General features: G+C 67.0%; 1 protein-coding gene. It reads left to right on the top strand.

Annotation, left to right across the window (positions count from 1 at the left end):
- Positions 1-228: 228 nt before the first annotated feature.
- Entirely contained in the window at positions 229-1,434 is a 1,206-nt protein-coding gene (locus ABT342_RS38080) for an IS110 family RNA-guided transposase (RefSeq protein WP_502965691.1), read from the top strand.
- Positions 1,435-1,484 lie beyond the last annotated feature (50 nt).

The following is a 1,484-nucleotide window of genomic DNA, read 5'->3' on the forward strand; positions in this document are numbered from 1 at the left end:
TCCTTACGTTGTTGGTGGGTTGTTTCCGGTCACTCGTAGGATCGGGAGACCCAGGGATGCCGGGTGTGGCTGTGGGGTTCCAGCCCAGTGGTGGCTTGAAAGGATTGGCCGCTCGGCGTCTCGCGACGACTCGACCACTCATTGGGATGCGCGACAGGATCGCTTGGTAAGGACACGCTGGCGAGGTCGTCTGCTGGGCTCTGAACTGGTACGACTTCGGAGGTGACCGTGCCCGAACTGTGGGCCGGAACGGACGCGGGCAAGGCCGAACACCACTGCGTGGTGATCGACAGCGACGGCAAGCGAAAGCTGTCGCGACGGGTGGCCAATGACGAGACCGCACTGCTCCAACTGATCAGCGATGTAATGGCGTTGAGCGGCGGGGAGCCGGTGACCTGGGCGATCGATCTCAACTCCGGCGGTGCTGCGCTGATGATCGCGCTGCTGACCGACAATGGTCAGCGGGTCCTCTACATCCCGGGCCGCACCGTCCACCACGCTTCCGGCTCCTACCGGGGCGACGGGAAGACGGACGCGAAGGACGCCTTCGTCATTGCGGACCAAGCTCGCATGCGCCGCGACTTGCAGACGATGCACTGCGGCGACGACATCGCCGTCGACCTGCGCATCCTCACTTCGCGCCGCCTGGACCTGGCCGCCGACCGCACCAGGACGATCAACCGGCTTCGGGCCCAGATGCTGGAGTACTTTCCCGCCCTGGAACGCGCCTTCGACTACAAGACGTCCAAGGCGGCCCTGGTACTGCTGACCCAGTACCAGACGCCAGCCGCTCTCCGGCGAGTCGGCAAGAACCGGCTCGCGACCTGGTTGAAGAACCGCAAGGCCCGGAACTACCAGCTCGTCGCCGCCACCGCGGTGGAGGCCGCCGAGGCCCAGCACACCGCCGTCACCGGGGAGAAGCTGGCCGCCGCCATGGTGGCCAAGCTCGCAAGGGAGGTGATGACCCTCGATGAGGAGATCGCCGAGACCGACGCCCTGATCGAGGGCCGGTTTCACGACCACCCGCACGCCGAGGTCATCCTCAGCATGCCCGGCATCGGCCCTGTCCTGGGCGCCGAGTTCATCGCCCACACCGGCGGCGACCTGAGCGTCTTTGGCAGCTCCGACCGCCTGGCAGGCGTCGCCGGCCTCGCCCCCGTCCCCAAGGACTCCGGGCGCATCAGCGGCAACATGCGCCGACCACGACGCTACTGCCGCCGCCTGCTGCGGGTCTTCTACATGTCCGCCATGGTCGCCTCCCGCTCCTGCCCCGTCTCCAGAGCCTTCTACGAGCGCAAGAGAGCCGAGGGCAAGGGCCACAAGCAGGCGATCATCGCCCTCGCGCGACGCCGCCTGAACGTCCTGTGGGCTCTCATACGCGACGGCCGCCCCTTCGAGATCACGGCGCCGCCAAGCCCTGTCGCGCTCGCCTGACCCGCTCACAGCGAGTCACCGCAAGGGGTTGACAACTCCATTGGGAATCC

Source organism: Streptomyces sp. NPDC000410 (genome assembly GCF_040300305.1).
Lineage (GTDB): Bacteria > Actinomycetota > Actinomycetes > Streptomycetales > Streptomycetaceae > Streptomyces.